At 67.0% G+C, this 21,222-nt stretch carries 26 protein-coding genes; 9 read left to right on the forward strand and 17 right to left on the reverse strand.

Translation table 11 applies throughout. The features are described 5' to 3' along the window. Positions 1–17 precede the first annotated feature (17 nt). From AC1REM_RS00285 to AC1REM_RS00295, 3 genes are read right to left on the reverse strand one after another with little or no spacing between them, the layout of a single operon-like run. Positions 18–647, reverse strand: a complete 630-nt coding sequence (locus AC1REM_RS00285) for a histidine phosphatase family protein (RefSeq protein ID WP_492512774.1) — start codon at positions 645–647, stop codon at positions 18–20. Between the two features lie 49 nt (positions 648–696). Next, complete coding sequence (locus AC1REM_RS00290) at positions 697–1,062, reverse strand: DUF5684 domain-containing protein (protein ID WP_204938063.1); 366 nt, start codon at positions 1,060–1,062, stop codon at positions 697–699. Positions 1,063–1,114: 52 nt separating this feature from the next. Beyond that, the gene (locus AC1REM_RS00295) at positions 1,115–1,534 is read right to left on the reverse strand and encodes a MerR family transcriptional regulator (protein ID WP_492512775.1); all 420 of its coding nucleotides are present in this window, start codon (positions 1,532–1,534) and stop codon (positions 1,115–1,117) included. A 70-nt stretch (positions 1,535–1,604) separates the two neighbouring features. Between AC1REM_RS00295 and AC1REM_RS00300 the strand changes: the two genes are divergently transcribed. Together AC1REM_RS00300 and aspS are read left to right on the forward strand one after the other, a co-directional pair. After that, complete coding sequence (locus AC1REM_RS00300; RefSeq protein ID WP_492512776.1) at positions 1,605–2,513, forward strand: NAD(P)/FAD-dependent oxidoreductase; 909 nt, start codon at positions 1,605–1,607, stop codon at positions 2,511–2,513. A 42-nt stretch (positions 2,514–2,555) separates the two neighbouring features. After that, positions 2,556–4,337 carry an aspartate--tRNA ligase gene (aspS, locus tag AC1REM_RS00305; protein ID WP_492512777.1) on the forward strand — a complete coding sequence of 594 codons (1,782 nt, stop codon included), beginning with the start codon at positions 2,556–2,558 and terminating at the stop codon, positions 4,335–4,337. Between the two features lie 54 nt (positions 4,338–4,391). Here the strand turns inward: aspS and AC1REM_RS00310 are convergent, their stop codons facing one another. Next, the gene (locus AC1REM_RS00310; RefSeq protein ID WP_492512778.1) at positions 4,392–5,219 is read right to left on the reverse strand and encodes a sulfite exporter TauE/SafE family protein; all 828 of its coding nucleotides are present in this window, start codon (positions 5,217–5,219) and stop codon (positions 4,392–4,394) included. Between the two features lie 26 nt (positions 5,220–5,245). Here AC1REM_RS00310 and AC1REM_RS00315 point away from each other — a divergent pair, with 26 nt between their 5' ends. Together AC1REM_RS00315 and AC1REM_RS00320 are read left to right on the forward strand one after the other, a co-directional pair. After that, positions 5,246–5,773, forward strand: coding sequence for a GNAT family N-acetyltransferase (locus tag AC1REM_RS00315; RefSeq protein WP_492512779.1), 528 nt, complete (start codon positions 5,246–5,248; stop codon positions 5,771–5,773). A 37-nt stretch (positions 5,774–5,810) separates the two neighbouring features. Beyond that, complete coding sequence (locus AC1REM_RS00320) at positions 5,811–5,993, forward strand: YegP family protein (RefSeq protein WP_204938069.1); 183 nt, start codon at positions 5,811–5,813, stop codon at positions 5,991–5,993. A gap of 55 nt (positions 5,994–6,048) precedes the next feature. Here AC1REM_RS00320 and AC1REM_RS00325 read toward each other — a convergent pair whose 3' ends face one another. The 6 genes from AC1REM_RS00325 to AC1REM_RS00350 form a co-directional block, all read right to left on the reverse strand. Beyond that, a complete protein-coding gene (locus tag AC1REM_RS00325; protein ID WP_492512780.1) occupies positions 6,049–8,550 on the reverse strand; it encodes a phosphatidylglycerol lysyltransferase domain-containing protein in 2,502 nt (833 codons plus the stop codon). A gap of 14 nt (positions 8,551–8,564) precedes the next feature. After that, complete coding sequence (locus AC1REM_RS00330; protein ID WP_492512781.1) at positions 8,565–9,869, reverse strand: alpha/beta hydrolase; 1,305 nt, start codon at positions 9,867–9,869, stop codon at positions 8,565–8,567. Between the two features lie 87 nt (positions 9,870–9,956). After that, positions 9,957–10,712 carry an amino acid ABC transporter ATP-binding protein gene (locus AC1REM_RS00335; RefSeq protein ID WP_492512782.1) on the reverse strand — a complete coding sequence of 252 codons (756 nt, stop codon included), beginning with the start codon at positions 10,710–10,712 and terminating at the stop codon, positions 9,957–9,959. Next, the gene (locus AC1REM_RS00340; RefSeq protein ID WP_492512783.1) at positions 10,709–11,506 is read right to left on the reverse strand and encodes an amino acid ABC transporter permease; all 798 of its coding nucleotides are present in this window, start codon (positions 11,504–11,506) and stop codon (positions 10,709–10,711) included. The genes AC1REM_RS00335 and AC1REM_RS00340 overlap by 4 nt, the downstream gene beginning before the upstream one ends. A 34-nt stretch (positions 11,507–11,540) precedes the next feature. Beyond that, complete coding sequence (locus AC1REM_RS00345; RefSeq protein WP_492512784.1) at positions 11,541–12,359, reverse strand: basic amino acid ABC transporter substrate-binding protein; 819 nt, start codon at positions 12,357–12,359, stop codon at positions 11,541–11,543. A gap of 131 nt (positions 12,360–12,490) precedes the next feature. After that, positions 12,491–13,822 (reverse strand): MFS transporter, encoded by a 1,332-nt coding sequence (locus AC1REM_RS00350; RefSeq protein WP_492512785.1) that lies wholly within the window; start codon positions 13,820–13,822, stop codon positions 12,491–12,493. A 63-nt stretch (positions 13,823–13,885) separates the two neighbouring features. Between AC1REM_RS00350 and AC1REM_RS00355 the strand changes: the two genes are divergently transcribed. Further along, on the forward strand, positions 13,886–14,392 hold the full coding sequence (locus tag AC1REM_RS00355) for a MarR family winged helix-turn-helix transcriptional regulator (RefSeq protein ID WP_492512786.1): 507 nt from the start codon (positions 13,886–13,888) through the stop codon (positions 14,390–14,392). A 12-nt stretch (positions 14,393–14,404) separates the two neighbouring features. Here AC1REM_RS00355 and AC1REM_RS00360 read toward each other — a convergent pair whose 3' ends face one another. The 6 genes from AC1REM_RS00360 to AC1REM_RS00385 all read right to left on the reverse strand — a co-directional run bounded on the left by AC1REM_RS00360 (position 14,405) and on the right by AC1REM_RS00385 (position 16,794). Further along, complete coding sequence (locus tag AC1REM_RS00360) at positions 14,405–14,707, reverse strand: Dabb family protein (protein ID WP_492512787.1); 303 nt, start codon at positions 14,705–14,707, stop codon at positions 14,405–14,407. Next, positions 14,704–14,967, reverse strand: a complete 264-nt coding sequence (locus AC1REM_RS00365) for a glutaredoxin family protein (protein WP_378787160.1) — start codon at positions 14,965–14,967, stop codon at positions 14,704–14,706. The genes AC1REM_RS00360 and AC1REM_RS00365 overlap by 4 nt, the downstream gene beginning before the upstream one ends. Then, positions 14,964–15,266, reverse strand: a complete 303-nt coding sequence (locus AC1REM_RS00370; RefSeq protein WP_492512788.1) for a rhodanese-like domain-containing protein — start codon at positions 15,264–15,266, stop codon at positions 14,964–14,966. The genes AC1REM_RS00365 and AC1REM_RS00370 overlap by 4 nt, the downstream gene beginning before the upstream one ends. 86 nt (positions 15,267–15,352) lie before the next feature. Next, on the reverse strand, positions 15,353–15,451 hold the full coding sequence (locus AC1REM_RS00375) for a 30S ribosomal protein bS22 (RefSeq protein ID WP_003792170.1): 99 nt from the start codon (positions 15,449–15,451) through the stop codon (positions 15,353–15,355). Between the two features lie 103 nt (positions 15,452–15,554). Continuing rightward, positions 15,555–15,746 carry a helix-turn-helix domain-containing protein gene (locus tag AC1REM_RS00380; protein ID WP_204938080.1) on the reverse strand — a complete coding sequence of 64 codons (192 nt, stop codon included), beginning with the start codon at positions 15,744–15,746 and terminating at the stop codon, positions 15,555–15,557. Between the two features lie 103 nt (positions 15,747–15,849). After that, positions 15,850–16,794, reverse strand: coding sequence for a TetR/AcrR family transcriptional regulator (locus AC1REM_RS00385; protein WP_492512789.1), 945 nt, complete (start codon positions 16,792–16,794; stop codon positions 15,850–15,852). An 83-nt stretch (positions 16,795–16,877) separates the two neighbouring features. Between AC1REM_RS00385 and AC1REM_RS00390 the strand changes: the two genes are divergently transcribed. Together AC1REM_RS00390 and AC1REM_RS00395 are read left to right on the forward strand one after the other, a co-directional pair. Then, entirely contained in the window at positions 16,878–17,786 is a 909-nt protein-coding gene (locus AC1REM_RS00390) for an ATP-binding cassette domain-containing protein (RefSeq protein WP_492512790.1), read from the forward strand. Then, positions 17,783–18,601, forward strand: coding sequence for an ABC transporter permease (locus AC1REM_RS00395; protein WP_492512791.1), 819 nt, complete (start codon positions 17,783–17,785; stop codon positions 18,599–18,601). Before AC1REM_RS00390 ends, AC1REM_RS00395 begins: the two co-directional genes overlap by 4 nt. Positions 18,602–18,619: 18 nt before the next feature. Here the strand turns inward: AC1REM_RS00395 and AC1REM_RS00400 are convergent, their stop codons facing one another. Continuing rightward, positions 18,620–19,036, reverse strand: coding sequence for an ArsR/SmtB family transcription factor (locus tag AC1REM_RS00400; RefSeq protein WP_204938084.1), 417 nt, complete (start codon positions 19,034–19,036; stop codon positions 18,620–18,622). A 78-nt stretch (positions 19,037–19,114) separates the two neighbouring features. Here AC1REM_RS00400 and AC1REM_RS00405 point away from each other — a divergent pair, with 78 nt between their 5' ends. Beyond that, positions 19,115–20,545, forward strand: a complete 1,431-nt coding sequence (locus AC1REM_RS00405) for a TrkH family potassium uptake protein (RefSeq protein WP_492512792.1) — start codon at positions 19,115–19,117, stop codon at positions 20,543–20,545. Further along, positions 20,538–21,209, forward strand: a complete 672-nt coding sequence (locus AC1REM_RS00410) for a potassium channel family protein (protein WP_204938086.1) — start codon at positions 20,538–20,540, stop codon at positions 21,207–21,209. Before AC1REM_RS00405 ends, AC1REM_RS00410 begins: the two co-directional genes overlap by 8 nt. Positions 21,210–21,222 lie beyond the last annotated feature (13 nt).

Raw genomic sequence — 21,222 nt, forward strand, 5'->3', positions numbered from 1 at the left:
TACCCGTGTGGGGTACCTCACACGGCCCCGACATCGACGGCGCCGCCGGTCACCGCGGGGGCGGCGTAGGCGACCTCACGCCAGACGTCTCCCACGCGTTCGAACGAGGTAACGCTGGAGAGATCGCACCGGCGTGTGCGCGGGTCGTGTCGCAGCGGGAGACCCGCAACCCTCAGGTGCGTGATCCAGATGGGCGCCTGGTGCGAGACGAACACGACGTCACCGGATTCGGCACCGTGCCAGGCTTCATCCATCGCCTCCAGCATGCGCGCCGCGATCGACTCGTACGGCTCCCCCCAGCTCGGCAGCGACGGCTGGCGCAGGTGCCACCAGTTGCGCGGGTCCATGAGGGCGCGCTTCATCTGCCGCCCCTCGAACACGTTCGTCGGCTCGATGATGCGCTCGTCCAGCACCGGTTCGAGGTCGAAGCGCTCGGCGAACGGTGCAGCCGACTCCTGGGTCCGCTCCAGCGGAGAGCAGCGCAGCGCCGTGACCGGTCGCCCGAGGGTCGCGACGTACTCGGCGGCGGCACGGGCCATCTGATGCCCGGCCTCGCTCAGCCGATAGTCGGGGAGGCGCCCGTAGAGAACGCGGGCGGGGTTGTGGACCTCACCGTGGCGAACCAGGTGCAGACGTTCAGCGGGCATGGCTCCAGTCTAGGGAGAGCGGATGCCGCGGCATCCGCTCTCCTCTCGTTCAGACCTTGCGGTACTCGGCGCTGCCGAATCCGATGATCAGGTGCCCGATGTAGGGGAAGAGGAACAGCAGGAAGAACGAGAAGACCCCGCCCTTGCCGAAGTTTCGTCCTTCCTTGATCGCCACGACGATCGCGAAGATCACGTTGACGATGGGGATCAGGTAGAGCAGCGCCGCCCACCCGGTCATACCGGCGATCTTCACGAGGAAGATCCAGTTGACGATCGGGATCAGCGCGAGGATGCCCGGGTAGCCCGCCTTCGAGAACACGCGCCACATGGTGACGGCGTAGACGATGTAGAAGATCACACCCCAGACGACGGATGTGGTCGAGAGCAACTGCTCGCTGATGAGATTCGAATCCATGGTGGCTCCTGAAGAGGTAGTGCGGAGGACGAACGGAAACTTCGGCCAGAGTCTAGCGATCCGCACCCCCGACGCGCGCGAGGACATCGGCGACACTCGCCTGGAACCGTGGGCAAGTGGCGATGTCGTGTGCACGGCAGCCCAGCGCGTGCTCCGTCATCTCGCGCGAGAGGCGGATCTCCTCCGCACGACGGTCGAGCTCGTCCAGGTGCTGCTGCAGGACGGCGTGCCGCCCGGCGCTGCCGTCGTCGAGGAGCACCACGATCTGCTCGAGCGTCATTCCCGCCGCTTTGCTGCGCTGGATCACCGCGATGCGCACGACGTCGTTCTCGCCGTAACGGCGCCGCCCGGCCGAGTCACGCACTGGCCGTAGCAGCCCGACGCTCTCCCAGTGGCGGAGCACGTTCGTCGGCAGCCCGAAGCGCCCCGCGACCTCGCCGACCGACCACAGCTCCTGCGCATTTGACTTCATGTTGACATGAACTCACAGACTGACGGAGACCGCAAGAGGGCGCCTGGTGCGCAGACGAGAGGACGATGAGATGAACGACGTGATCGTGATCGGAGCAGGGCCCGCAGGACTGCAGGCGGCGCTGACGCTCGGCCGGATGCACCGCAGCGTCGTGCTGCTCGATTCCGGTGAGTACCGCAACGCCGGGGTGCGACATATGCACAACATGCTCGGCAATGACGGGCGAGACCCCGGAGACCTGCGCGCCGCGGCACGCCGCGAGCTCGCCGCCTACCCGACCGTGTCGATCCGTGACATCGCCGCGAGCGAGGTGACGGGGAGCGCGGGCGACTTCGCGGTGCGCCTCGCGGATGGCTCCGACCTCCACGCACGGCACGTGCTGCTCGCGACGGGCATCGCGGATGACCTGCCCTCGGTGCCGGGTCTTGCCGAGGCGTGGACCGTCTCAGCGTTCACCTGCCCGTTCTGCGACGGCCATGAGTTCGCGGGCCAGGACATCGCGATCCTCGGCGGCGGCCCGCGCGCTGCCCATCTGATCGGTCTGCTCGCACCGATCGTCGGAGGCATCACCGTGCTGCCCGTGGGCGCATCGCTGTCCGCCGACGATCACGCGGCCCTCGACGCGACCGGTGCGCGCCTCTCCGAGCTGCCGGCGACCGCGATCACGCGCACATCCGGCGGTGTGCGGATCACCACCGAGAACGACGACTTCACCGTCGCGGGCATCTTCGTCGCTGCGACCACCTCGCGGCAGCGCGCACCCTTCGCGGAGGAGCTCGGCCTCACGATCCACGCCTCCGGTGCGATCTCGACGGACGACTTCGGCCGCACATCCGCGCCCGGTGTCTGGGCGGCGGGCGACCTCGCGCATCGCGCGTCGCTGCCCGGGCCCATGGCATCCGTGCTCGCCGCGGCATCTGCGGGGCAGACCGCGGCAGCCATGATCGTCGCCGAACTCGCCGCGCAGCGCCCCGCATAGAATGGCCAGGTTCCCTATTTCCCCGATCAGGAGGAATCTTCCGTGCTTCGCACTCACACGATCGGCTCTCTGCGAGCCGAGCACACCGGCCAGACCGTCACCCTCACGGGTTGGGTCGATCGCCGTCGCGATCACGGAGGAGTCGCTTTCATCGATCTTCGCGATGCATCGGGCATCGCGCAGATCGTCATCCGCGACGAGGAGATCGCGCACCCGCTGCGCAGCGAGTTCGTCCTGAAGGTCACGGGCGAGGTCTCCCGCCGTCCCGCCGGAAACGAGAACCCGAACCTGCCCACGGGTGAGATCGAGGTCATCGCGGCCGAGGTCGAGGTGCTCAACGAGTCCGCTCCCCTGCCGTTCCAGGTGTCGACCGCTCTCGCAGACAGCGAGACGGTGGGTGAAGAGGCACGCCTCAAGCACCGCTACCTCGACCTGCGCCGCCCGACCACCGCGAACGCGATCCGTCTGCGCTCGCAGGTCTACAAGGCCATCCGCGACGTCCTGCACGAGGAGGACTTCGTCGAGGTCGAGACCCCGACGCTGACGCGCTCGACGCCGGAGGGCGCGCGCGACTTCCTGGTGCCCGCACGTCTGCACCCGGGCAGCTGGTACGCTCTGCCGCAGTCGCCGCAGCTGTTCAAGCAGCTGCTCATGGTGGGCGGCGTGGAGAAGTACTTCCAGATCGCTCGCTGCTACCGCGACGAGGACTTCCGCGCCGACCGCCAGCCCGAGTTCACGCAGCTCGACATCGAGATGAGCTTCGTCGAGCAGGAAGACGTCATCACGCTGATGGAGTCGCTCATCCAGGCGATGTGGAAGACGATCGGCGTCGATGTGGCGCTGCCGCTGCCGCGCATGACGTACGCCGAGGCGATGGCGAAGTACGGCTCCGACAAGCCCGACCTGCGCTTCGGTCTCGAGCTCGTCGAGGCGACCGAGTACTTCTCCGAGACGACCTTCCGCGTGTTCCAGGCCGAGTACGTGGGTGCCGTCGTCATGCCCGGTGGCGCGAGCCAGCCGCGCAAGGCGCTCGACGCCTGGCAGGAGTGGGCCAAGCAGCGCGGAGCCCGTGGCCTTGCCTACGTGCTCTTCAACGAGGACGGCACTCTCGGCGGCCCCGTCGCCAAGAACCTGTCTGAGACCGAGCAGGCAGGTCTCGCCGAGCTCGTCGGCGCCTCTGTCGGCGACTGCGTCTTCTTCGCAGCCGGAGCGACCAAGCCCAGCCGTGCACTGCTCGGTGCGGCGCGTGTCGAGATCGGCCGCCGCCTCGGCCTGCTCGACCCCGACACGTTCGCGTTCACCTGGGTCGTGGATGCACCGATGTTCGAGCCCGCCTCCGAAGCCGTCGCCTCGGGCGATGTGGCCGTGGGCGCGGGCGCCTGGACCGCCGTCCACCACGCCTTCACGGGCCCCAAGCCCGAGTTCGCCGATACCTTCGACACCGACCCCGGCTCGGCTCTCGCCTACGCGTACGACATCGTGTGCAACGGCTCGGAGCTGGGTGGCGGCTCGATCCGCATCCACCGGGAAGACGTGCAGAAGCGCGTGTTCAACGTGATGGGAATCACCGACGAGCAGGCCGACGAGAAGTTCGGCTTCCTGCTCGAGGCGTTCAAGTTCGGCGCTCCCCCGCACGGTGGAATCGCGCTCGGCATGGACCGCGTCATGCAGCACCTGACGAAGACCGAGTCGATCCGCGACGTCATCGCGTTCCCGAAGTCGGGCGGCGGCTTCGATCCGCTCACCGAGGCTCCCGGCGTCATCTCGCCCGAGCAGCGCGCCGAAGCGGGCGTCGACTTCGTTCCGGAGGACGCCGACGCCTGAGCGTCCGCTGTCTGAGACCCCCGTTGCGCATCTGCGCGGCGGGGGTCTCGCCGTTTAGAGCCCCGTGGCGAACAGCGGCGCGAGGTTCTCGTTCCACACGTCGAGGCCGAGCTTGGCGATGAGCAGCACGACGACCGAGAGGAACACCCAGCGGATGAATGTCGTGCCGCGTGAGATCGCCATGCGCGAGCCGAGATAGCTGCCGGCGATGTTCGCGACCGCGAGGATCCCGCCGAGGATCCAGAGCACGGCTCCGTGCGGGATGAACAGCAGCAGCGCCCCGGTGTTGGTGGCGAGGTTCACGATCTTCGCCTTCGCGCTCGCCTGCAGGAAGTCGTAGCCGAGCAGGCCGACGAGAGCGATGATGAGGAAGGTGCCTGTGCCCGGGCCGATGAGGCCGTCGTAGAAGCCGATGACGAGTCCCGATGCTCCGGCCGCGATGTGGTGCTTGTGCCCACGGAAGCGGAGCATCGTCGCCGCACCCATCTGCGGTTTCAGCGCCGTGAACAACGCGACGGCGAGGAGCGCCACGACGATGATGGGCTTGAATGCCGATGCCGGAAGTGCGGTGGCGAGACTCGCACCGCCGAAGGATCCGGCGAGCGCGATGAGCGCCATCGGTATCGCCGTGCGGATGTCGGGTTTCGCGCGCCGGTAGTAGGTCGCGCTGCTCGTCGCGGTGCCGAAGACGGAGGCCAGTTTGTTCGTCGCGAGGGCCTGCACGGGCGTGATCCCGGGGATCAGCAGCAGCGCGGGCAGCTGCAGCAGGCCGCCACCGCCCACGACGGCGTCGATCCATCCGGCGCCAAACGCGGCCACGACGATCAGCAGGAGCATGCCCCAGGTGAGCTGCTCGAGGCCGAGGAACGCGCCGATCTCCATTGCTCTCAGGATGCCAGACTGAGAGCATGCTCGATGCCCTGCCCCTGCCGTTTCCGTTCGAATCCCGCGCGGGTGCCGCAACGCTGCGCCGCGCGCAGCGCGACGACGCCGATGCTGTGATCGCGCTCCTCGCGGACGACCCGATCAGCGCGGCACGCGGTGATGTGGCATCCGATGCCGATCGCCCGCTCTACCTCGCCGCCTTCAGCGATGTGCTCGCGAGCCCGGGCAACGATCTGGTCGTGATCGAGCTCGACGGCGCCATCGTCGGCACGCTGCAGCTCACGCTGATTCCCGGGATGGCTCGCCGCGGGGCCCTGCGCCTGCTCGTCGAAGCCGTGCGGGTGAGCAGTGCCCTGCGCTCGTCCGGAATCGGCTCCGCGGCGATGCGCTGGGTGACAGGCGAGGCGGCGCCTGCGCTCGACGCAGCGATGGTGCAGCTGACATCGGATGCTGCGCGCACCGACGCGCACCGGTTCTACGAGAATCTCGGGTTCGCCGGCTCGCACCTCGGCTTCAAGTACGTCATTCCCTCGGAGAGCGCGGCACGATAGCGTCTGAGCAATACCCCACTCCGAGGGAGGAAAACCAATGGCAGGAAAGTTCGAACTCTACGAAGACAAGGCGGGCGACTACCGCTTTCGCCTGAAGGCGGGCAACGGCGAAGTCATCGCGACGGGCCAGGGCTACGCCTCGAAGGCCGGTGCCCTCAACGGCATCGATTCTGTGCGCCGCAATGCCGCGGACGCGGAAGTCATCGAGGTCGAGAGCTGACAACGTGAGAAGGCGTCCTTCCGCACTCGCGGGAGGACGCCTTCTGTGTCGGGTGCTACGGCGTGAGCGTCTTCGCCAGCGCCAGGTACTCCTGCGGTGAGACCTCTGGAAGGTAGGCCTTTCCGATGGCGAGACCGATCGTCGGCAGCTGCGCGGGGTCCGCATAAGCCATGTAGATCGTGTGGTACTCCGGGTTGAACTTGGCTTTGAACCGGAACAGCGACGTGAAGCCGTACGCGGGCTCCAGCACCTTCCCCAGCCAGCCGAGCAGCCGCGTCATGACAGTCGCCTCCGGCGCCTCTTCGCCCGGCACCAGCGGCTTCTCTGCGAGCGGCGCACCGGACAGGCTGATGACTTCGACGCCCTCTTCCTTCATACGGAATGCCGCCGAGGCGATGATGAACTCCATGATGCCGGGCATGGATCCATCTCCGCGGCGCATGAAATCGATCGTCCAGCCGACGACACGTCCGTCACGCCAGCTCGGCAGCCAGCTCGTGATCGCTTCAAGCCCGCCATCCTTGTTGAAGGCGAGGTAGAGCGCGACATCCGGATCCTTGAGCTCTGCCATCCCACCGAGCGTGAAGCCCATCTCGGGCAGTTCCTTCTCGGAGACCCACTGCTCGCTGAGCGCCGTGATCTTCGCGGCGATCGTGGCGGGCAGGTCATCCCAGGTCGACCAGAGGGTCGTGATGCCCTCACGTTCGCCCTTGTTGTACGCCTGCCGCACCTTCGCCCACGGCTTGCCGGTGAGCTCGAACGCCGCGAGCGGGATGACGGTCTCCTCTCCGACCGACAGGTACTGCCACCCGAAGTCCTGGAACGTCGCCAGGTGCTTCTCGTGGAAGCTGTAGAAGACCGGGCTCCATCCCTGCGCGTCGCAGAAGTCGACGAAGCCGCGGATGGTCGCAGCGGATCGCGTCTCGTCGCCCACGGGGTCGGACATCGTGAGGGCGATGCCGTTGATCACCCGGTAGGCGACAGCACCGGAGCCGTCGTCGGCGAACCAGTAGTCGTTGCCCGGCCAGGTGCCCATGAAACCGAGGGTTCCTCCGCCGCCGGTGCGCAGCAGCTGTCGGAAGCGCTTCTCCCCCGCCGCATCCCGATCGCTGGCGGTGGCCCGGTAGAGCACGAGCATGCCGATGATGACGATCACCCAGAACACCACACCGACCCACTGGTGCGCGAACAGCGCCAGACCCTCGGTGGGCGCGACAGCCGCGGGCACCCCCTGCAGGAAGCCCGCGGGCAGGAACCGGCGAAGCGCATCGACGAGCACATCGCCGACTCCGACCGGCACCGCGAACGACGACATCGCGGTGAGCGCGATCAGCACGTACGCCGTCGCCAGGAGCACGAAGGCCCCCAGCACGGTGAGCGCGAAGCGCGCGGATGCCGCCTTCGGCGCCCGCACGGCGAACCGGCGGCGGGTGATCAGGAGCATGACAACGACCGCGATGGGGACGAGCACCGCGGCGACCGCCCAGAGCGCGAACTCCTCGCCGACGATGTCGACGGTGGCGGTGTCAAGCAGCGCGAGCGTTCCGAGGCTCACCGCGGTCAGTACGGCGATCGCGACGTTCACGATCACAGCGAGAATCCACGCGGCACGACGTCCAACTCGCAGCCCCCATGCGGCGAGAAGGCTGAGGGCGAGCGGCAGCAGGCTGAGCAGGAAGGGCCCGGCGCCCGCGCTGAGCGCCAGCGAGACGTCCGCAACGCAGCGCTCGGAGAAGTCGTCGGCGCAGCGCTCCAGCACCTCGCGGGCGTCCACACCACGGAAACCTGCCACGGCGAGTGCGAGCGGACCGTTGCCGATCCCCGAGATGAGCACGATCAGCGGACCGAGGCCGGTGACGGCGACCATCGCGGCGACGAGCGTACGCGTCTCCCCGTATGAGCTGCGGTACAAGGCAGAGCCGGACGCACCTCGGGCGAGCAGCATCCCGACGACGAGACCGATCACGGCGGCCAGCAGCCGGTAGATGCTGTCGGCGTCGCCCGCATACAGGGCGAACATGAGAACCCCGGCGAGGCCGATGAGACGGATGCGCCGTCGGAACAGCGCGGGCGCGAGGGAGCTTCCCGCCATCACCACTCCGAAGACACCCACCGCGGGATCCAGAACCGTTTCCGCTTCAGCGGCGAGCGCCCACATCGCGCCGCCCTGGGCGGCAACCGCCTCGACGCCGATTCCCGCAAGCATGGCCGCCACACCGACTCCGAAGAAGAGCATCAGGGCGCGCAGCGAGCCGAGCAGCCGCTCGGCATAGGCCATCACGGTCAGCACGATCGCGAGGGTGAGCACGAGATCGATCGCCGAGTCGACCAGAAGCAGGGCGGTGATGGGCGTCCACCAGGCCCCGGCGGCGAACGTCGTCAGCGGACTCGCCGCGAGTTCGAGCGGATGGTTGCCCCACAGCGTGCCCCAGGCGAGCGCGGTCGCCACGAGGACGACGGAGAGCGCCACCGAGAAGGGATGCTGCCGCACATACCGGCCGATGTGCCGCGCCATCCGCGTCACGGCCGATTCGCGGCTATCCGTCTGCGTGGTCATGTTCGCCTTTCGGTTCAGTTCTCGGACAGGCCGATACGCGGGTAGAGGGCTTCGAACGCGCGCTGCAGCCCGCCGCGGACCGCCGATACCGTGTGATCGGCACCCGGCAGGATGAAGAGTTCCGTGTCGAAGCCGGCCGCCTCCGCCAGCACCGCGTTCGTCTCCGCGGCGGTCACGAAGTCGGGGTCGTTCTCGCCTGCCGTGAACACGGCGAAGTGCCCGTCGAATGCGCCCTTGTTCTTGCCGAGAATCGCGGCGGGCTTCGCCGCGTCGTAGGCCTTCGCGCTGCCGTCGAAGACCTCATCGCGCACGGTGTCGGGTTCTTCGCTTCCAGGGAAGGCCTCGCCCGAGATGCTGAGGACGTTGCCCCAGGTGCCGGGGTGCTGCGCCGCCCAGGTGATGGCGCACGCGCCACCATTCGAATAGCCGCCGATCGTCCAGTACCGCGGGTCCGCGGGCACATCGAGGTGCTCGCGGATGAACGTCGGAATGTCGCGGTTGAAGTACGAGGCCACGCCCCCGAAGGCGACGGAATCCGCGCACGCCGGGTTGACATTCGGATCTCCCAGCTGGTCGGCGACGATCGCGATCGGCGCGAGCCCCCGATGCTGCGCGGCAAGCGCGTCCAGCGCCTCCTGCACGAACTGGGGGTTCGGGTCGCCCGGCTTTCCCATCATGAACACGACGATCGGCAGCTCCGGCGGATCCTCGACGAGTGCTGCCGGGGGCAGGTAGATGGCGGCGTCCCGGGGAACGAAGCGATCCGTCGACGGAATGGAGAAGGCGCCGCTGAGCTGGAACACCTCGCCCTTCGCCGGCATGACGGCCGGGGGCGTCCACGTGCGGTAGAGAGGTTCGTCGGAGGTGGGATCCGGTGTCGGCTCGGGCAGCTCTGTCACCGGAGGGAGCGTGGAGATGCCGAGCACGTCTCCGACCGTGCGGTTGATGCCGAATGTGGCGTTCACGCCGACCGCAAGCGAGATCAGGACGGAGAAGATCGCGAAGATCGCCACGATCTTGCGCCAGAGCGTACGGTTCCAGAGACTCACCACGGCGAGACCGAGTCCTGCGAAGCATCCGACGGTCCACCACATCACGCCGACCGGCATCGTCGCGCCGAACGCCTCGGAGAACTCGATCACTGCCAGAGTCGCGACGCCGACCATGGCGCCGAGCAGCACGGCGACGACCGCAAGCAGCAGCCGCAGTGCCGTCCACCGACGGCACACCAGCACGATGAGCATGGCCGCGGTCGCTCCCCAGACGACGAACGGCACCGGCCCGTCGACGATGTCGACGTTCAACAACGACTCAACCACGCACGACTCCCCCTGAGCATTTCCCCACTCTCGCGCTCATGATAGCGAGCGCGAGGAATGCGGATGCACGACGCCTACGGCGTGGGCTCACAGCACGCGGGAGAGGAAGTCCTTCGTCCGCGGATGCTGCGGGTTGGCCAGCACCTCGCGCGGGTCGCCCTCCTCCACGATGTGGCCGCCGTCCATGAAGATCAGTCGCGAGCCGACCTCACGGGCGAAGCCCATCTCGTGCGTCACCACGAGCATCGTCATGCCCTCATCGGCCAGCGTGCGCATGACCTGCAGCACCTCGCCGACCAGTTCAGGGTCGAGAGCCGACGTCGGCTCGTCGAAGAGCATCATGTCGGGGTTCATGCACAGTGCGCGCGCGATCGCCACGCGCTGCTGCTGGCCGCCGGAGAGGTGGCCCGGATAGGCGTCCGCCTTCTCCGCCAGACCGACACGATCGAGCATCTCGCGCGCGATCTTCTGCGCCTCTGTCTTCGAGCGCTTCTTCACCCGCTGCTGCGCGATCGTGAGGTTTCCCATCACGCTCAGATGGGGGAACAGGTTGAAGCTCTGAAACACCATGCCGATGCGCGTGCGCACGCGGTCGATGTCGACATCCGGATCCGTGATGTCGATGCCCTCGATGAGGATCTTGCCGCCCGTGGGCTCCTCCAGCAGGTTCACCGAACGCAGGAGCGTCGACTTCCCGGATCCGGAGGGGCCGATCACGCAGACGACCTCGCCCGGACGCACGGTGAGATCGATGCCCTTGAGGACCTCGTTGTCGCCGTAGCTCTTCACGAGCCCCTGCACATCGATCGCGGGGGCGTGGACGTTGATCAGATCGGTGCTCATCGCTCTCTCGCCATTCGTCGCTCCAGCCACGCGGTGAAGCGCGTGAGCGGAATCGTCACGATCAGGTACAGGATCGCCGCCATGATCAGGGGCGTCGCGTTGGAGTTCTGGGTCGTCGCGTCCCGGGCGAACGTCGTGAGTTCCTTCGACCAGATGAAGGTGCCCGCGACGAACAGCAGCGAGGTGTCTTTCAGCAGCAGCACGAACTCATTCGTCAGTGGCGGGATGATGATGCGGAAACCCTGCGGGACGACAATCCAGAACATCGTCTTCATCGGCGACATACCGAGCGACCGTGCCGCCTCCGTCTGCCCCTTCGGCACCGCCTGGATGCCCGCACGGATCGTCTCTGCCATGTAGGCGGAGGCGACGAGCACGAGGCCGATGAGACCCAGCACCACGGGGCCGCCGAGATCCTTGCCCGGAATCCCCGATGCGATCGGGAGGATGAAGGCCACCGCGAAGATCGTGAGAATCGCGGGCAGTCCGCGGAACAACTCGATCCAGATCGTGGCGATCCAGCGGAACGGCCCGATCGCCGACAGCTTCATCAACGCCAGAATCACACCGAGCACGAGGCCGCCGGTGAAGGCCACCGCCGTGAACCACAGTGTGTTGACGAGCGCCGTCGTGACGATGCCGGGAAGCATCTTCAGTGCGACTTCGGGGTTGAAGAAGAGCGTGCCCATCTTCGCCCAGTCGGTGCTTACCGCCGCCCATACCGCGAGGGCGATCAGCACCAAGTACACCGCGTACCGGTAGAGCCGCTGTTTCTGAGTGCGCCTCAACGCCATCGTCAAGGTCCCTCCAGGATTCGTCTGTCGCCGATCACTTCACCGCGAGGTACTCGTCGTAGATCTTCTGGTACGTCCCGTTGTCGCGGAGGTCCTTCAGAGCGGCGTTGACGGCCTTGAGCAGTTCGGTGCGCTCGCCCTTCGCAAAGGCGAAGCCGTACGTCTCGTCGGTGTTGTAGGTCTCGACGATCTTGTAGGCCGGGTCATCCTGCTCGTGCACGTAGTTGACGGGCTGGTCCTGCAGGATCGCGTCGATCTGCCCCGCCTGCATGGCCGGCCACAGCTCGCCGTCCGAGGGGTACGAAACCAGCTCTGCGCCCTTGGCGTTCTCTCCCGCATAGGCTTCGCCCGTGGTGCCCTGCTGGACGCCGACGTTCTTGCCGGCCAGGTCGTCGATGCTCTTGATGCCCGAATCGGTGCGCACGAGCAGCGACTGCAGCGACTCCACGTAGGGGTCTGAGAAGTCGATGTTCGCCTTGCGCTCATCGGTGATCGTCATCGCGGACGCACCCACGTCGCAGGTGCCGGCCGCGAGAGTCGTCCCGGACTGCAGGGCGTCGAAGCCGACATCCTGCACGGAGATCTTGAGGTCGAGCTGCTCCGCGATCGCGGTGAGCAGATCGATGTCGAAGCCCGAGTAGCCGGACTCGGACGAGGGGTCTTCGACCTCGAACGGCGGGTACGGCACGTCGGAGCAGACCGTCAGGGTTCCGGCCTCGACGAGACCGTACTTGTTGTCTGCCGCCGCATCACCGTCGCCGCTGGAACCTGCGCCACTGGCGCAGCCGACGAGAGCGAGGGAGGCGACCGCCGTAAGGGCGATGCCGAGGGCGAGGGGGGTGCGTCGAGTCATATCAGGCTCCTGTGCCGGGTGACGGATGCTATCGCGAAAGATAGGCCTTCATCTTGGCACGCGATTCCACCTTCGCCTATTCGCAGTCCCACCCCGGCGATCACGATTTCGTTGCGGTGAACGCAACTCCGCTAGGCGAGAGTGAGCGGCGCCGTCGGCGGATTCGCACGCTCGTAGCGCTCCTCGAGCGGAGGCGCCGGGGGTCGGACCGCGAGCGCCTTCTTGATGCGCCAGGCTGCGAACACCGCGATCATGCTGATCACCAGGTGCATACCGAGGAAGACATCAGAGAGTCCGGCACCGAGCAGCAGTCCTGCGACGAGCGGGCCGGCGGCGGAGAAGGCCGTCTGCACCGCGCTGATCGTTCCGAGTGTCTGTCCGACCATGCCCCGGGGCGCGAGCTGGGCCGTGAGCGGATTGAGAACCGGGCTGTAGATCGTCTCGCCGACGGCGAAGATGCCGTATGTCATCACGAAGAGCGCCGAGGCGATGCCGGGGGCAAACTGCGCGAACGACAGCACCGTCCACGACACCACCCAGATCATGCCGACAGCCATGAGCAGCGTTGCGGCGTCGCGCTTCGCAGTGAGGCGCACCATCACGACCTGCAGAGCGACGATCACGATGCAGTTCACGGCCGCCGCGATGCCGATCACTGAGGCATCGATGTCGAGGACGGTCAGACCGTAGGCAGGAAGTCCCGCCTCGAACTGGGCGTAGAAGCCGAGCGCGAGAGTGATGGTCACGACGACGGTCCAGCGCAGCGCCGGGGTTGAGAGGATCGCACGCACCACGCCCGTGCCCTCAGCACGCGGAGCATTCGCGTCGAAGGCGATCTCTTCGTGCGCGGATGCGCCGCGTCCGGCGATCGCGATCAGCAGCGACGACACGACGAAGCCCGCGGCGGCGATCGCGAAGCCGATGTCGAGTCCGTTCGGAGCGGACAGGTCGACGATCTGCCCGGCGAAGAAGGCGCCGGCCGCCATGCCGAGCGATTCGCCGGTGAACTTGTAGGCGAAGACCTTGCGCCGGTCGTCGCCCGACGACCATCGCAGGACGAGGACCTGCTTCGCGGGCACGGCCGCCGCGAGTCCGAGGCCGAAGACGAACATGCCCGCGAGGAACGCGAACGGCTCGTCGATAACGATGAGGGATGCGACGCCGGCGGCTCCGAGCAGCTGCGCGACGACGGCGACCGTGACGGGGTTGACGCGGTCGGCCAGGCGCCCCGCGATGGGTGCGGCCACGAGCGCGCCGATGGAGAAGAGCGAGGAGGCCGCCGCGGCGAGGAGCGTGCCCCAGCCGCGGGTCTCTGCCGCGTAGGCGTACTGGTACGGAAGCACGGCTCCCCAGCCGAGCATTCCGATGGCGGAGGCGATGATGAGCAGGCGTGCGCGCACCCGTGTGTTCCCTTCTGCGCTGGCGACGACACCTCCGAGGTGCGTGAGCGGATCCCAAGTCATTCGAACTCGAATTATTCGACTTCGAAATATTAGCAACCGAAAGAGGCGTGCGAGAATTCCGACATGGCGAAACCCCGAGCGAGCACACCCGAGCTGTATCGGCGGGCGGTTGCGACGTACGTCCGCGCCGGCGGAGAGGAGTCCGTGCAGCGCGTGATCACCGCCGTGCAGAGCCTCACGAAGAAACTCGACCAGTGGTACGCGCGTCAGCTCGCCGACCTCGACGTCACCTCCGGCGACTGGGCCGTCGTGACCTCACTCGCGAAGGCCGGAGAGCCACTCACCCCCAGTCAGCTGGCCGACCTCACGATGGTCGCGCCGTCATCGATGACGCACCGACTCGACAAGCTCGCCGGCCGCGGACTCATCGAACGCACGCCGGACTCGGAGAACCGCACCCGCACCTACATCAGCCTCACGGCCGACGGCTGGGAGCTCTTCTCCCTCGCGATCCGCGGCTCATCCGTCGTCGAGACGGATGTTCTGCAGGACCTCAGCGACACCGAACGCGGCGAGCTCGCGCGGATGCTGGAGGTCGTCATCGCCCGCCTCGATGATGTCGAGGCGTAGCGAACGTGCGGGTCAGAGCGTGTAGTCGACCGCCGCGCGGGAACCTACGACAGAGCGGATGTAGGACGCGGCCTCTTCATGGGCCGGGTGGACCTGGTAGGCCTCGAGGGCCGCGATGTCGGCGAAGTCGGCGACGAGCGTGACGTCCCAGTTCACATCCGCGTACTCGGAGTTCGCGCCGACGGCAATCGACTCGATCTGCGGAACGACCCCCTCCAGGGCACGCAACCGTCGCGTGACCTCGGCGGCGTGAGCGGCCCGCTCCGACGCATCCGCAGCGGCCATCTTCCACAGAACCACGTGACGAAGGGTCATCGGGCAGCCTCTTCCAGTGCAGTGCGAAGGCGGTCGGGGGTGACGCGCCAGTGTCCGTGCAGGTCGCCGTTGATCAGGACGACGGGGATCTTCTCCCACCACTGCTCATAGAGCGCGGTGTCATCGAGGATGGACTGCTCCACGATCTCGATGTCTTCGGCCAGCGCGTCAGGCAGCTCGGCGACGACCGCATCGATCACATCGGAGGCGACCTCGCACAGATGGCAGTCCGGCTTCCCGATGACGGTCACCGTGATCATGCCTGCGGAACCTCGACAGCGAAACCCTCGGCGATCCATGCGTCCGTGCCGCCGTCGACGTTCGTCACGTCGTAGCCGCGCGCCTCCAGCGCCTGCCCGACACGCGCCGAACGTCCACCGGCAAGGCAGATCAGGTCGAACGCCTCCGTGGGAAGCTCTGCCATACGGTCGCCGATCTCCGACATCGGGATGTTCACGGCACCGGGCACGTGCCCTGTGGCGAACTCATGGCGCTCGCGCACATCGATGAGCGGAACCTCGGTGCGCGCAGCCAGTTCGGTGACGGTGATCGAGTTCATACACGCCTCCCGGGCGTCAAAAGGGAATACACAGGGCTGAGACACGAAGCGCCCGTCCGAGGACAGGCGCTTGGTGTATCGGCCGCTTACTTCTTGTTGCGGCGCTGGTGGCGAGTCTTGCGAAGCAGCTTGCGGTGCTTCTTCTTCGCCATGCGCTTGCGGCGCTTCTTGATGACAGAACCCACGGAAACCTCACTAAGTCAGGGGGCTGGGCGCCGACCGAAACGACACCCGGGATCGGGCATGGAAAAATGCCTCGGGACAGTCTAGCGCACAGGCAGGAGTGTCCTAGCCGATGTCAGCCACGGGGCGGTGCAGTGCGGCCGTGACCGCCGACTCCGGGACCCGATAGCTGCGCCCGAAGCGCACCGCCGGAAGCTCACCGGCGTGCACGAGGCGGTACACCGTCATCTTCGACACCCGCATGATCTCTGCGACCTCGGCGACGGTGAGAAAGCGCACATCTCCCAGCTCAGGCATCCCCATGCCCCTTTCATCTCTGACGAGACACTCTACGGTTGCGGCGGGACTGATGTAAATCCCTGTGACGGGTGTGACTCGATCACACACGCCCCGCGCGTTCTCAGCCCTTCGCTCGGGCCTTCGCGATCCGCTCGTTCGCCTCACGCAGAGTCTGGCGTTCGACTTTGCGCGCAGCCCGCAGTGCCTTCTCCGCAGCGCGCACCGCCTTCAGCGCGTCGAGGTAGCGCTTGTCTCCTGCACGCTCAGCCTCTTCGAGTGCGATCCACTCGTGATCGGGCACCTCCGGCGCCGCATCCGAACCCCGCGTGGCGATGTAGGCGTCGATGCCGTCGAGAACGCGTTCGAGCCCGAATCGGAACGGATCGAAGGTCGACGTGAAGACACCCGCATCGATCGCGCGACGCAGCTCAGGGAACTCGTCCGCGCCGATCACCGCGTCGAACAGAGCGCTCTCCTGCGCGGCCATCTGCGCGTCGTCGAGCCCGGATGTGCGCGCGCGCTCTCCGTATCCTGCCTGCACGGTGCCGCACCAGCGCGCCTGCCCCATGACGGTCAGCGACGCGGCGATGCGCTCGTCGTAGGTGAGGACGGTCTCGGCGAGCGCCTGGAGTGTCGCATCGAGCCATGCCGAGCTGTTGGGCGTGATCGGCGAGCCCGAGATCGGCAGCGCCAGCAGCCACGGGTGCCGCTGGTAGACCTCGACTGCACCGCGATAGATCTCTGCGAGCCGTGTCCGCCACCCGTTCACCTCGTCCAGACCCTCGGGGGGAAGCCCCAGCGCTTCCTCCTGCATGAGCAGCAGCAGGTCGTCTTTGGCGCTGACATAGCGGTACAGCGACATCGGCGTGAAGCCGAGCTTCGACGCGACCGCCGCCATGGAGACCGCTGCGAGACCGTCGGCATCCGCGAGCTCCACCGCCGCGTCGACGATGCGCTCGACGCTCATCTCCCGCTTCGGTCCGCGCTGCGGCGCTGCGGCGATGCCCCAGGCGAGCGCGATTCCGCGAGGGAGCTCCAGCGGCTCGGTGATCTCCGATTCGGTCATGCCCACATCGTACCGTTGTATATGACGTAAACAGCGTGTTACCCTCATACACAGTTTCTGGCATACACAGAAAGAGTGACCTCATGAACCCCACCATCGACGTGCGCGGACTGCGGAAGCAGTTCGGCGCCAACGTGGTCCTCGACGGACTCGACCTTCAGGTCTTCGCGGGCGAGATCTTCGCCCTCCTCGGCACGAACGGCGCAGGCAAGACGACAACGATCAACATCCTCACGACGCTGGTCCGCCCGGACGGCGGCACCGCGCACGTCGTCGGACACGACGTGGCACGATCGCCACTCGAGGTGAAGCGTCGCATCAGCCTCACCGGCCAGTCAGCGGCAGTCGACAACGGGCTCAGCGGCCTGGAGAACCTCACGATGTTCGCCCGGCTTGCAGGCCTCGGCGCGCGCGAATCGCGCGAACGCGCAGCCGAGCTCCTCACAGACTTCGGACTCAGCGACGCGGGGCGCCGACGCGTCGGGACCTATTCGGGCGGCATGCGCCGGCGGCTCGATCTCGCCCTGAGCTTCGTGGTTCAGCCCGAGGTGCTGTTCCTCGATGAGCCCACGACCGGGCTCGACGCGCGCAGCCGACGAGACCTCTGGGAAGTGATCCGTTCTCTCGCCGCAGGCGGCACAACGGTCTTCCTCACAACACAGTACCTCGAAGAGGCCGACCATCTCGCCGACCGCATCGCGGTGCTCGCGAACGGTCGGGTCGCAGCGCTCGGCACTCCCCCGGAGCTCAAAACCCTCGTCGGCACCGACAGTCTCGAGGTGCGCGACGCCGCAGGCGTCGTCGCGCAGTCGATCCCCGTCGACGGATCTCTTGCGAGCCTGCGCGATGCCCTCCGCCTCGTGGACGGTGACGACACCGCTGCGGTGTCGCTGCGCCACACCACCCTCGATGACGTCTTCCTCGCCCTGACCGCTGACACCGGCGGCTCCTCGCATGGCGCACTCGATCACTCACTCAAGGAGTCCGCATGAGCACCGCATCCACCCTCCAGGCCCGTGGCGACATCGCCCCTCCGCTGCGCCCACTGCTGCGAGGCATCCGCGCGGAGAGCATCTTCCTGAAACGCAGCCTCCTGCTCTCGATGCGTGACGGCGAATCGCTCCTGATGGCGATCATGCTGCCCGTGCTCCTCATGCTGCTGTTCACGTTCGTCTTCGGCGGCGCGATCGATCCGTCCGGCGGCTACGTCAACTACGTCGTTCCCGGAATCATCCTGCTGTGCGCCGGATTCGGAGCCTCATCCACGGCCGTCAACGTCGCGAACGACATGCGCAACGGCATCATCGACCGCTTCCGCACCATGCCGCTGCGGGCCGGTGCCGTGCTCACCGGTCACGTGATCGCGAGCCTCGCGCGCAATCTCGTCGCGACCGCGATCGTGATCGCAGGCGCCTTGCTCGTCGGATTCCGCCCCCAGGCGGATCTGTGGGGGTGGATCGGGGCCACTCTCATGATCGCGCTGTACATCCTCACGATCACATACCTGTTCGCCGCGATCGGGCTCGCTGCGTCCAGCGCAGAGGCGGCGAACGGATTCGGATTCATCATCCTGTTCGTGCCCTACCTGTCGAGCGCGTTCGTCCCTGTCGACACGATGCCCGAGTGGCTGCGCTGGATCGCCGAGAACCAGCCCGTCACGCCGATCATCGAGACCGTGCGCGCACTCCTGTTCGGGACACCGCTGGGCGACAGCGCGCTCTGGGCGGTCGGGTGGTGCCTCGCCATCCTCGCGTTCTCGATCGGGTGGGGAGCGCGGCTGTTCCGACGCAAAGCGGGGCGGCGCTGAACACGCCCCACTCCAGGCTCAGGCGCCGAGGCGCTTGAGGGCAGTCTGCACGACGTGCTTCGCGGATGCCGCGGCGCGACCGACCACCTCGGCCGCGTGCGCGGCGCTGTCGGGCAGCGGCGGCACGCTGAAATCGATGTCGGGCGCCGAATCTCCGTAGGCGTCGACGAGGAACGGCACGAGCCAGTCGTCGACGGCCTCGAGCGGCTCGACCGCAAGGCTGTAGAACCGGCGCTGTCCGTCTTCGCGGACGGTCACGAGCTCGCTGTCGCGCAGCACCTTGAGATGCTTGGACACCGTGGGCTGGCTGATGCCGAGTTCGCTCACGATCTGCGTCACGCTCGTGCCGCCATCGCCATCCGCCGCACGCCGGAGCAGGAGCTGAAGGATGTCTCGCCTGGTACCGTCGGCGATCACATCGAAGATGTCGGTCATGAGATCAGGTTAGTCGGGCTGCCGCCGGAGTACCATGACGGAGGCCAGCGCACGAAAGCTTCGGGAGGATCGCGCACGATGTCGGGCAGTACTACGGCGTTCCGCTCGCGGTTTACCGCACGCTCCGTGGCGCGCAGCATCAAGGAACTGACGACCTCTTCGCCGTCCCGCTTCGCGATCGTCATCTTCGCCGCGCTCATCCTGGTCTTCACGGCCCTCCTGTCGCTTCCGGCGGCATCCGCCGACGGCACCGTGACCCATCTCGCGGATGCCCTCTTCACCGCGGTCTCCACAATCTGCGTCACAGGTCTCGCCACCGTCGACATGGCCACCCACTGGTCTCCGTTCGGCATCGCCGTGATCTTCATCGGCGTGAACATCGGCGGCCTCGGCGTGCTGACCCTCGCCTCGCTCATGGGCATGGTCATCTCGAAGCGGCTCGGGCTGCGTGCAAAGCTCATCGCCGCGGGCGACACGAACCCGCTGCGCGCACACGGCGGCCCCGTCAACGAAGGACAGACCGTCCGACTCGGCGAAGTCGGCCAGCTGCTCACCACCGTCGCGATCTCAGCCCTCGTCATCGAAGTCGGGCTGATGGTGCTGCTGTACCCGGCACTGCTCATGGCCGGCGTCGATCCCCTCACGGCGCTCTGGGAAGCCCCGTTCTACGCGGCGATGTCCTTCACGAACACGGGCTTCACCCCGAATGCCGGAGGGCTCACGCCCTTCGCGGATGACTATTTCCTGCTCACCGTCCTGATGGCCGGCGTTTTCCTGGGAAGCATCGGCTTCCCCGTGATCTACGCGCTCTCGAAGCACGTCTGGCACGTGAAGCGCTGGTCGCTGCACGCGAAGCTCACGCTCATCACGACGGTGCTGCTGTTCATCCTCGGCGCAGCCGTGTTCCTGGTGCTCGAGTACAACAACCCGAAGACCTTCGGCTCGATGGACGCCGTCGACACGACATTCCAGGCGTTCTTCCTGTCCGCGATGACCAGATCCGGCGGCTTCTCGGTCATCGACATCGCTGATCTCAACGGCTCGTCGATGCTCGCCGCATCCATGCTCATGTTCGTCGGAGGCGGCTCCGCCTCGACCGCCGGCGGTATCAAGGTGACCACGCTCGCCGTGCTCGCACTGGCCGTGTGGTCCGAGGCCAAGGGACGCCAGTCGGTCGAGGTGTTCGGCCGCCGCATCCCGAGCGACGTGCAGCGCGTGGCTCTCAGCGTCGTCGCCTGGGGGGCCACGATCGTCGCCGTCTCCACCATCGCGATCGCGCAGATCACGAAGGAACCCGTCGTCGAGGTGCTCTTCGACGTGATCTCCGCCTTCGGCACCGTCGGACTGTCCACCGGGCTCACCGCAGAGCTGCCCGATTCGGCGTCGTACATCATGGCGGCCACGATCTTCATGGGCCGCGTTGGTACAGTGACTCTCGCCGCGGCCGTGGCCGCGACATCCCGTTCGCAGCTGTACTCGCTGCCTGTGGAAAGGCCCATCGTTGGTTGAAGCATTGCGCAACGACGCTCCGGTTCTCGTGATCGGACTCGGCCGCTTCGGCGCCGCATGCGCCGGGGAGCTGGACCGTCTCGATCGCGAAGTGCTCGCGATCGACGACAGCCTGGAACTCGTGCAGAAGTGGTCCGAGCGCGTCACGCACACCGTGCAGGCCGACGCCCGCAACATCGATGCGCTGCGTCAGATCGGCGCGCAGGACTTCCAGGTCGCCGTCGTCGCGGTCGGGTCGCTGATCGAGGCATCCGTCCTCATCACCGCCAACCTCGTCGACCTCAAGGTTCCGCAGATCTGGGCGAAGGCCGTCTCGCAGTCGCACGGAAAGATCCTCGCCCGTGTCGGCGCGAACCACGTCATCTACCCCGAGCGCGAGGCCGGGGAGCGCGTCGCGCACCTCGTGAGCGGGCGGATGCTGGACTTCATCCGCTTCGACGACGACTTCGTGCTCGCGAAGATGTACCCGCCGAAGTTCATCCGGGGCGTGGGCCTGAACCAGTCCGGGGTCCGCACCAAGTACAACGTGACCGTCGTCGGCGTGAAGAGCCCCGGCAAGCCGTTCCGCTACGCGGAGGCCGAGACGATCGTCACGAACCACGACCTCATCATCGTGTCGGGCACGAACAGCGACATCGAGCGCTTCGCGTCACTCGACCGCTGACGGCGAGCCTGCC

The organism is Microbacterium sp. GW823-FHT02G05 (assembly GCF_058797175.1).

What these genes read in the sequence shown, in the direction of transcription:
- AC1REM_RS00365 (WP_378787160.1), bottom strand. Translation starts at nt 14,967, where the DNA reads ATGATCACGGTGACCGTCATCGGGAAGCCGGACTGCCATCTGTGCGAG.
- AC1REM_RS00400 (WP_204938084.1), bottom strand. Translation starts at nt 19,036, where the DNA reads ATGACCGACATCTTCGATGTGATCGCCGACGGTACCAGGCGAGACATC.
- AC1REM_RS00325 (WP_492512780.1), bottom strand. Translation starts at nt 8,550, where the DNA reads ATGACCACGCAGACGGATAGCCGCGAATCGGCCGTGACGCGGATGGCG.
- AC1REM_RS00285 (WP_492512774.1), bottom strand. Translation starts at nt 647, where the DNA reads ATGCCCGCTGAACGTCTGCACCTGGTTCGCCACGGTGAGGTCCACAAC.
- AC1REM_RS00355 (WP_492512786.1), top strand. Translation starts at nt 13,886, where the DNA reads ATGGCGAAACCCCGAGCGAGCACACCCGAGCTGTATCGGCGGGCGGTT.
- AC1REM_RS00300 (WP_492512776.1), top strand. Translation starts at nt 1,605, where the DNA reads ATGAACGACGTGATCGTGATCGGAGCAGGGCCCGCAGGACTGCAGGCG.
- AC1REM_RS00380 (WP_204938080.1), bottom strand. Translation starts at nt 15,746, where the DNA reads ATGCCTGAGCTGGGAGATGTGCGCTTTCTCACCGTCGCCGAGGTCGCA.
- AC1REM_RS00295 (WP_492512775.1), bottom strand. Translation starts at nt 1,534, where the DNA reads ATGAAGTCAAATGCGCAGGAGCTGTGGTCGGTCGGCGAGGTCGCGGGG.
- AC1REM_RS00345 (WP_492512784.1), bottom strand. Translation starts at nt 12,359, where the DNA reads ATGACTCGACGCACCCCCCTCGCCCTCGGCATCGCCCTTACGGCGGTC.
- AC1REM_RS00320 (WP_204938069.1), top strand. Translation starts at nt 5,811, where the DNA reads ATGGCAGGAAAGTTCGAACTCTACGAAGACAAGGCGGGCGACTACCGC.
- AC1REM_RS00395 (WP_492512791.1), top strand. Translation starts at nt 17,783, where the DNA reads ATGAGCACCGCATCCACCCTCCAGGCCCGTGGCGACATCGCCCCTCCG.
- AC1REM_RS00390 (WP_492512790.1), top strand. Translation starts at nt 16,878, where the DNA reads ATGAACCCCACCATCGACGTGCGCGGACTGCGGAAGCAGTTCGGCGCC.
- AC1REM_RS00350 (WP_492512785.1), bottom strand. Translation starts at nt 13,822, where the DNA reads ATGACTTGGGATCCGCTCACGCACCTCGGAGGTGTCGTCGCCAGCGCA.
- AC1REM_RS00385 (WP_492512789.1), bottom strand. Translation starts at nt 16,794, where the DNA reads ATGACCGAATCGGAGATCACCGAGCCGCTGGAGCTCCCTCGCGGAATC.
- AC1REM_RS00405 (WP_492512792.1), top strand. Translation starts at nt 19,115, where the DNA reads ATGTCGGGCAGTACTACGGCGTTCCGCTCGCGGTTTACCGCACGCTCC.
- AC1REM_RS00310 (WP_492512778.1), bottom strand. Translation starts at nt 5,219, where the DNA reads ATGGAGATCGGCGCGTTCCTCGGCCTCGAGCAGCTCACCTGGGGCATG.
- AC1REM_RS00370 (WP_492512788.1), bottom strand. Translation starts at nt 15,266, where the DNA reads ATGAACTCGATCACCGTCACCGAACTGGCTGCGCGCACCGAGGTTCCG.
- AC1REM_RS00340 (WP_492512783.1), bottom strand. Translation starts at nt 11,506, where the DNA reads ATGGCGTTGAGGCGCACTCAGAAACAGCGGCTCTACCGGTACGCGGTG.
- AC1REM_RS00290 (WP_204938063.1), bottom strand. Translation starts at nt 1,062, where the DNA reads ATGGATTCGAATCTCATCAGCGAGCAGTTGCTCTCGACCACATCCGTC.
- AC1REM_RS00360 (WP_492512787.1), bottom strand. Translation starts at nt 14,707, where the DNA reads ATGACCCTTCGTCACGTGGTTCTGTGGAAGATGGCCGCTGCGGATGCG.
- AC1REM_RS00335 (WP_492512782.1), bottom strand. Translation starts at nt 10,712, where the DNA reads ATGAGCACCGATCTGATCAACGTCCACGCCCCCGCGATCGATGTGCAG.
- AC1REM_RS00315 (WP_492512779.1), top strand. Translation starts at nt 5,246, where the DNA reads ATGCTCGATGCCCTGCCCCTGCCGTTTCCGTTCGAATCCCGCGCGGGT.